This is a genomic window from Actinomadura sp. BRA 177, from assembly GCF_013372625.1.
Lineage (GTDB): Bacteria > Actinomycetota > Actinomycetes > Streptosporangiales > Streptosporangiaceae > Spirillospora.
The window spans coordinates 1-6,793 of sequence record NZ_JABXFD010000177.1 but is presented as its reverse complement, the minus strand read 5'-3'; the positions used below and the strand labels follow the sequence as shown (position 1 = coordinate 6,793).

Annotated in this window: 6 protein-coding genes and 1 pseudogene; 3 read left to right on the top strand and 4 right to left on the bottom strand. The window is 72.1% G+C overall.

Features of this window, described 5'->3' with window-relative positions; all coding sequences use genetic code 11:
* Together HUX53_RS05870 and HUX53_RS05865 are read left to right on the top strand one after the other, a co-directional pair.
* Positions 1 to 468: pseudogene (locus HUX53_RS05870) on the top strand (hypothetical protein); the annotation flags it as partial.
* Between the two features lies 1 nt (position 469).
* Positions 470 to 2,425 (top strand): aconitate hydratase, encoded by a 1,956-nt coding sequence (locus tag HUX53_RS05865; protein ID WP_176402146.1) that lies wholly within the window; start codon positions 470 to 472, stop codon positions 2,423 to 2,425.
* On the opposite strand, the gene HUX53_RS05860 is transcribed toward HUX53_RS05865, so the two are convergent.
* Both HUX53_RS05860 and HUX53_RS42430 read right to left on the bottom strand, forming a co-directional pair.
* Positions 2,422 to 2,820, bottom strand: a complete 399-nt coding sequence (locus HUX53_RS05860; protein WP_255204968.1) for a DUF2795 domain-containing protein — start codon at positions 2,818 to 2,820, stop codon at positions 2,422 to 2,424. The genes HUX53_RS05865 and HUX53_RS05860 overlap by 4 nt on opposite strands.
* A gap of 138 nt (positions 2,821 to 2,958) precedes the next feature.
* Entirely contained in the window at positions 2,959 to 4,362 is a 1,404-nt protein-coding gene (locus tag HUX53_RS42430) for a cytochrome P450 (protein ID WP_217919126.1), read from the bottom strand.
* A gap of 144 nt (positions 4,363 to 4,506) precedes the next feature.
* Between HUX53_RS42430 and HUX53_RS05850 the strand changes: the two genes are divergently transcribed.
* Positions 4,507 to 4,695, top strand: coding sequence for a DUF5302 domain-containing protein (locus HUX53_RS05850; protein WP_176402144.1), 189 nt, complete (start codon positions 4,507 to 4,509; stop codon positions 4,693 to 4,695).
* 62 nt (positions 4,696 to 4,757) lie between these two features.
* Here HUX53_RS05850 and HUX53_RS05845 read toward each other — a convergent pair whose 3' ends face one another.
* Together HUX53_RS05845 and HUX53_RS05840 are read right to left on the bottom strand one after the other, a co-directional pair.
* Positions 4,758 to 5,396, bottom strand: coding sequence for a pyridoxamine 5'-phosphate oxidase family protein (locus HUX53_RS05845; RefSeq protein ID WP_176402143.1), 639 nt, complete (start codon positions 5,394 to 5,396; stop codon positions 4,758 to 4,760).
* A 70-nt stretch (positions 5,397 to 5,466) separates the two neighbouring features.
* A complete protein-coding gene (locus tag HUX53_RS05840) occupies positions 5,467 to 6,504 on the bottom strand; it encodes an MBL fold metallo-hydrolase (RefSeq protein WP_176402142.1) in 1,038 nt (345 codons plus the stop codon).
* Positions 6,505 to 6,793: the final 289 nt, after the last annotated feature.

The window sequence follows — 6,793 nt, the reverse complement described above, 5'->3', positions numbered from 1 at the left end:
ACGCACTACCGGCCGGTCGCGCGGCGGCTGGCCGGGGCCGTCTCCGGCATCGACATCGCCTATCCGGCGCCGCGCGGCGCGCACCGGCTCACCGGGCGGCGCGCCCCGGACGTTCCCCTGGCCGGCAGCCCGGCGCGGCTGCGCGAGCTGCTCGGCGACGGGACGTTCGTGCTGGTCGTCGCGGCGAACGACCCGGCGGTCACCTACCTGGCGACCAAGCGGTGGGCGGGCCGCGTGCACTGCGCCCTGGCCGGCGGCGCGACCCGCACGACCGCGCTGGTGCGCCCGGACGGGTACATCGCGTGGGCCACCGACGAGACCGCGCCGGACCGGCGCGCCGCCGAGATCCGCGACGCCCTGAACCACTGGTGCGGGCAGCCCGCCGACCGGGCCGTCCACGAGCCGCACCGGATCGAGAGCGTCCCTGTGAACGACGTCCCGGCGAACGACAACGATGGGAGCACCTGAGATGGCAGACGGCACGGGGGGCCGCAACGTCGCCCGCAAACTGATCGCGTCGCACCTGGTCGGCGGCGAGATGACGCCCGGCACCGAGATCGGGATCCACGTCGACCAGACGCTCACCCAGGACGCGACCGGCACGATGGTGATGCTGGAGCTGGAGGCCCTCGACCTGGACCGGGTCAAGACCGACGTGTCCGTCCAGTACGTCGACCACAACCTGCTGCAGGCCGACGAGCGCAACATGGCCGACCACATCTTCCTGCAGTCTGCCGCGCGCCGGTACGGGCTCTGGTACTCCAAGCCCGGCAACGGGGTGTCGCATCCGACGCACATGCAGCGGTTCGGGGTGCCCGGCGCCACGATGGTCGGCTCCGACTCGCACACGTGCGCGGCCGGGTCGCTCGGCATGCTCGCGATCGGCGTCGGCGGGCTGGAGGTCGCGATGGCGATGGCGGGGGAGCCGCTGCACGTGACGATGCCGGAGATCTGGGGCGTCCGGCTGACGGGGGAGCTGCCGCCCTGGCTCAGCGCCAAGGACGTGATCCTGGAAATGCTGCGGCGGCACGGGGTCCGCGGCGGCGTCAACCGCATCATCGAGTACCACGGGCCCGGCATCGCGACGCTCACCGCGATGGACCGGCACGTCATCGCCAACATGGGCGCCGAGCTGGGCGCGACCACGACGGTGTTCCCCTCGGACGAGCGGGTCCTGGAGTTCCTGCGCGCCGAGGACCGCGAGGACGACTTCACCGAGATCGTCGCCGACCCGGACGCGTCCTACGACGTCACCGACGAGATCGACCTGTCGTCGCTGGAGCCGCTGATCGCCCGTCCCAGCTCGCCCGGCGACGTGGTCCCGGTGCGGGAGGTCGCGGGGCAGGAGGTCCACCAGGTCGTCGTCGGGTCGTCGGCGAACCCGGGGCTGCGCGACTTCGCGTCCGTCGCGGCGATCGTGAAGGGCCGGCAGGTGCATCCGCGGGTGTCGCTGGACGTGAACCCGACGTCCCGGCAGATCCTCGTCGACCTGACCCGGATGGGCGCGACCGCCGATCTCGTCCAGGCCGGCGCCCGCATCCACCAGACCGGCTGCATGGGCTGCATCGGCATGGGGCAGGCGCCCGCGATCGGCCGCAACAGCCTGCGGACCGTCCCGCGCAACTTCCCCGGACGCTCCGGCACCAAGGACGACCTGGTCTGGCTGTGCTCACCGGAGACCGCCGCTGCCGCCGCCCTCACCGGACGGATCACCGACCCGCGCGATCTCGACATGGACCCGCCGGTCGTCCGGCTGCCGGAGAAGTCCAGCGTCAACATCGAGATGCTCGAAGGCCCGCTGCCCGAGGACGAGGCGCGCCACGTCGAGCTGGACAAGGCGCCCAGCATCGGCGTCCTGCCCGAGCTGGACCCCCTCCCGGACGAGTTCGAGATCCCCGTCGTCATCAAGGTCGGCGACGACGTGTCCACCGACGAGATCCTGCAGGCCGGCGCGCGGGCCCTGCCGTTCCGCAGCGACATCGCCCGGCTCGCCGACTTCACGTTCATCCAGCTCGACGAGGGCTACCCGGAGCGGGCGCGGGAGGCCGGGCCGCACGCCGTGGTCAGCGGACGCAACTACGGGCAGGGCTCGTCCCGCGAGCACGCCGCGATCGCGCCCCGCCACCTCGGGCTGCGGCTCGTCCTCGCCCGCGGGTACGCGCGGATCCACTGGCAGAACCTCGTCAACTTCGGGATCCTGCCGCTCGAATTCGCCGACGAGGGCGACTACGACCGCGTCGAGCAGGGCGACGTGCTGCGCGTGGAGAACGTCCGGGACGCGCTGAAGGCCGGAAACGAGATCGACGTCCGCAACGTCACCAAGGACGAGACGTACCGGGCGAGGCACCGCCTGTCCGCACGGCAGCGGGACCTGGTCGCCGCCGGCGGCCAGATCCCGCTGCTCCGCGAACGCGTCGCCCGCTAGTAGCGGCGTTCCTCGCGTCCGTAGCCGAGTTCTTCGGCGACGTCCGCGACGTTCTCGTACTCGCGCTTGGGCAGCGTCCGCAGCTGCTCGACGGCCTCGTCCGGCGCGCCGCCCTCGGCGGCGTGCCGGATCAGCTCGTTCGGGCGGGCCGGATAGTCGACTCCGGTGAGCATCCGCGCGAGGGCGCTGCGGCTCTCGACGTCCTGCGCGCTCATCCCGGGCGGGGAGCCCTCGCGCTCGCCGACGGTCGCCCGGGTCGGGTCCGCGGGGGCGTCGTCGGAGAACGGCTCGGTCTCCTTGAACTCCTCGGCGTGCGTGGGATGCCCGCCGCTGACCATGCCCTGCGTCTCGCGGCCGATCTCGTCGTCGACCTTCGGGCTGTGCTTGTCGCTCATGTCTGGCATCGTTCGTCCTCCCTGCGCGCCTTACCGGGGAGAACGTTCCCGGGCGCCCGCGTCCAAACATGCGGCCGATCTTGAGAATCCGGCATTCCGCCCACGCGGTCCGGGGCCATGACCGGTCCGGCGGGCGCGTCAGGACGACAGGCGCATCAGCCGCAGGACGCGCCGGACCAGCGAGTTCGCCCCGCCCTCGTCCGCCGCCTTCTCCTCCGGGGTCTCCTCCGCGTCCTCGGGAGCGGCGGGGGCCGGCTCCGGCCGGTCGCCGGTCACCTCGTAGATGACGGGCAGCGACCGGAGGCCGCGCATCAGCGGCGACGAGCGCCACGGGAGCTGGTCGGCGGGCAGCGCGAGCCGCAGCGTGGCGAACCGGTCGAACAGCCGCTCCACCGCGATCGTCGTGATCGTGGTGGCGAGGTCGCGGCCGAGGCACGCGTGCGGCCCCGCGCTCCAGGCCAGGTGGGCGCGGGAGCTGTAGATGGAGTCCGGCGTCGCGGACGCGGTGAACGCCGGGTCCAGGTGCGCGGCCGCGGGCGACACCATGACCGGGTCGCCGGCCGCGATCTGGAACTGGCCGATGCGGACGTCCGTCCTGGCCCACCGGAACGACAGGTTGGCCATCGGCGGGTTCGCCGCCGACGCGCGGTTGATCGCCTCCTGGATCATCCCCGCCGACATGCTGTCGCTCGCCCCGGTGCCGCCGATCAGCACCTCGGTGATGGTGTTGCAGATCAGCGTCCCCGTCACGTCGCCGACCAGGCCCGTCATCATCGCCATCTCGCGGGTCAGTTCCTCGGCGGTCAGGTCGGGGACCGCGGCGAGCATGAACGACGGCAGGTCCGCGCCGGGGGAGGCGACCCGCGCCGCGCACACGTCGGCGACCCGGGCGATCAGCCGGGCCGACGCCTCCGGCGCCTCCGGGCCGGCGTCCATCACCCGCCACAGGTCGATGATCAGCTCGTCGTCGCCGTCCCCGCCGGTGCCGAGCAGCCGCCCGATCACCATCAGCGGCAGCGGCCGCGCGTACTGGGCGGACAGGTCGGCCCAGCCGGACGGGCCGCCGTTCTCCGACAGCACGGTGATCAGCTCGTCGGCGTACCGGCGGACGGACTGCTCCAGCGCCTTCGCCTCCGGCCGGGTGCGGTCCTGGAACGCCCGCAGGCCCTCGCTCCAGGCGCTGCGCAGCCGGGTCGAGTCGGCGCCGTCCCGGAACGCCGAGTTGTCGGACTCCACCACGGGCAGCATCGGCCAGTCCGCCGGGACGGCCCCGTCCCGGTAGTGGCGCCAGTTCTCCACCCGCCTGCTCCAGACGCCGCGGGTGTCGCGCAGGATGTCGAGCGTCTGCGTGTAGCCGATCACCAGCCACGCCGGGACGCCGAGGACGTCCACCGGCGCGACGGGACCGTACTCCGCGCGCAGCCGCTCGTAGAAGACGGCGGGGCGGGACTCGTAGTCGCGGTTCAGCAGTGGCTGGACGGCGAGCGCCTCCAGCGGGGGATGCGCGGGGGCGGGCTCGGCCTGCGGCGTCTGGGGCTCCACGTGCACAAACCATAGGAGAGATCGATCTCCGCTGGCGCGCTTTGCGGCGGAATCGCCCTAGATGATCTTCCGGGCGGGGCCGGATGGCCGACCGCCCCGCCGGTATGTGAGGCTGGGGGTGCCCTAAGAGAGCTGGAGGTCCGCATGGCCGACTCGTCAGGAGAACCCGCCGACGGAGAGGACGACGTGAAGCGCCGGTTCCGGGAGGCCCTGGAACGCAAGCGCGGAGCGGCGGGCAAGAACGCCGGCGCGACCGGCAGGAGCGGCTCGAAGGTGCGCGGCAAGCACGAGCGCGCCGATCACCAGCGGCAGTTCCGCCGCAAGAGCGGCTGACCGTCCCGCACCACCGAACCGACCCCCGCGCACGCCGCGCGGGGGTCCACCCGAGCGCGTGATCAGCCGCCGTAGAGCTTCTTGGAGTAGTTGCCCTCGGAGTAGTACTCCTCCAGCTGCTGCAGGTTCTCCTCGGTGTACTGGACGTCCTTGACGATCCGGGCGTGGGACGGGAGCGCCTCCGGGTCCCACGTCTCGGGTTTCCAGATCTTCGAGCGCATCAGCGCCTTCGCGCAGTGGAAGAAGATCTGCTCGATGTCCACGACCAGGGCGAGGGCCGGGCGGTTGCCCTTGACGACCATCTCGTCGAAGAACGGCGCGTCCCGCAGGAGCGTCGCGCGGCCGTTGATCCGCAGGGTCTCGCCGCGCCCGGGGATCAGGAAGATCAGCCCGACGTGCGGGTTGCTCAGCACGTTCATGAACCCGTCGGCGCGGCGGTTGCCGGGACGGTCCGGGATCGCGACCGTCGTGTCGTCGATGACGTGCACGAACCCGGGCGGGTCGCCCTTGGGGGAGACGTCGCAGTTGCCGTCCGCGTCGCTGGTGGAGATCAGGCAGAACGGCGAGCGGGCCAGCCACTCCCGGTCCCAGGCGTGCAGTGTGACGCGCTCCTTGTCGATCGCCCTTCGCATCGGCGCGCCGAGCAGCTCGCGCAGCTCCTCGGGGAACGTGATCGGGGTGAACTCGGGGGCGAGCGTCATCGCCGCTCCTTCCGCCGGGAAAACGGAAGCTCAGCGTAACCCGGCGGTTTCCGGGCGGTCGGCGGCGGGGTCAGCGCTTCGGGGCGTAGCCGCGGACGCCGTTCTCCTCGTGGGCGTCCAGGACGCCCCGGTCGGCGAGGACGTCCAGGTGCGCCTCGATCTCCAGCACGGCCAGCATCCGGCTGAACGCGTCGAGATCGCTGAGCGCGCGCTTGCGGCGCGTCCAGGGCATGGCCTCGGCGGCCGCGAACGCCGTCCCGCGGCCCGCGCGGACCTGCGCGGCGGCGGCGTCGAGGCGCTCGGCGTGGTGCTCCAGCAACTCGTCGATCCTGGTGTGGACGCTCGGCCTCACCGGGCCGTGCGCGGGCAGCAGCAGCGTGTCCGGCATGCCGCGGACCAGCCGCAGCGACTCCAGATAACTGCGCAGCGGCTTCGGCTCCGGCTCGGTCTCCAGCCCGATGGACGGCGTGATGTGCGGCAGGATGTGGTCGCCCGCGAACAGCAGCCCGGCGTCGGCGTCCCGCATGACGATGTGGCCGCGCGTGTGGCCCGGCGTGGCGAACACGTCCAGGCCCCTTTCGGTGAGGGCGATGCGCTCCCCGTCGTCCAGCCAGGCGTCCGGCAGGGTGTGCGGGACGTCACGCTCGGAACGGTCCACCGGCAGCGACGCGATCTCGTCGGCGAGGGCGCCGGCGCCGCACCTGCGCAGCATCTCGACCTGCCGGGGATGCAGGCCGCGGTTCATGTCGAACGCCTCGATGGACGGCCGCTCGCCGCGGCCGATCCGCACCCGCGTCCCGAACGACTCGCGCAGCGCGAGCGCCTGCGAGTAGTGGTCCCAGTGCGCGTGGGTGACGAGGAACTGCGCCACGTCGTCCAGCCCGTGGCCGAGCGCGCGCAGGGCCTTCTCCATGCTCGCGCGCGTGTCGGGCATCGCCCAGCCGGAGTCCACGATCACGAGGCCCTCGGCGTCCTCGATGACGTACACGTTGACCGCGTGCAGCGACGGGATCGGCAGCGCCAGGGGGATCCGGTGCACCCCCGGGACCACCGGATGAGCGCCCGGCTCGGTCCAGTCAGTCGGCTGCTCCACGACCGGTGCCGTCACCGCGCGCCCCCTCTGATTGTCGAATCACGTTCTGATCGAACCTACTTCATCCCGAACATCCCTTTTGCTGCCGCCCCTGCCCTTGTGTAGAGGGACCCCCAAGCCCTCCCGGAATCGGGACTGACCAGTACCCTCCGCTCCCCGGCCCTGTCATTGTCTGCCTCTTATACACAACCCCGAACCCACGAGACGGACCCCCATCTCGTATGCCCTCTTCTGCCTGAACCAAAACATCTCACTTCTACACATCTCCACGCCAACGAGACAGACTCCGATCTCGCATCCCGTC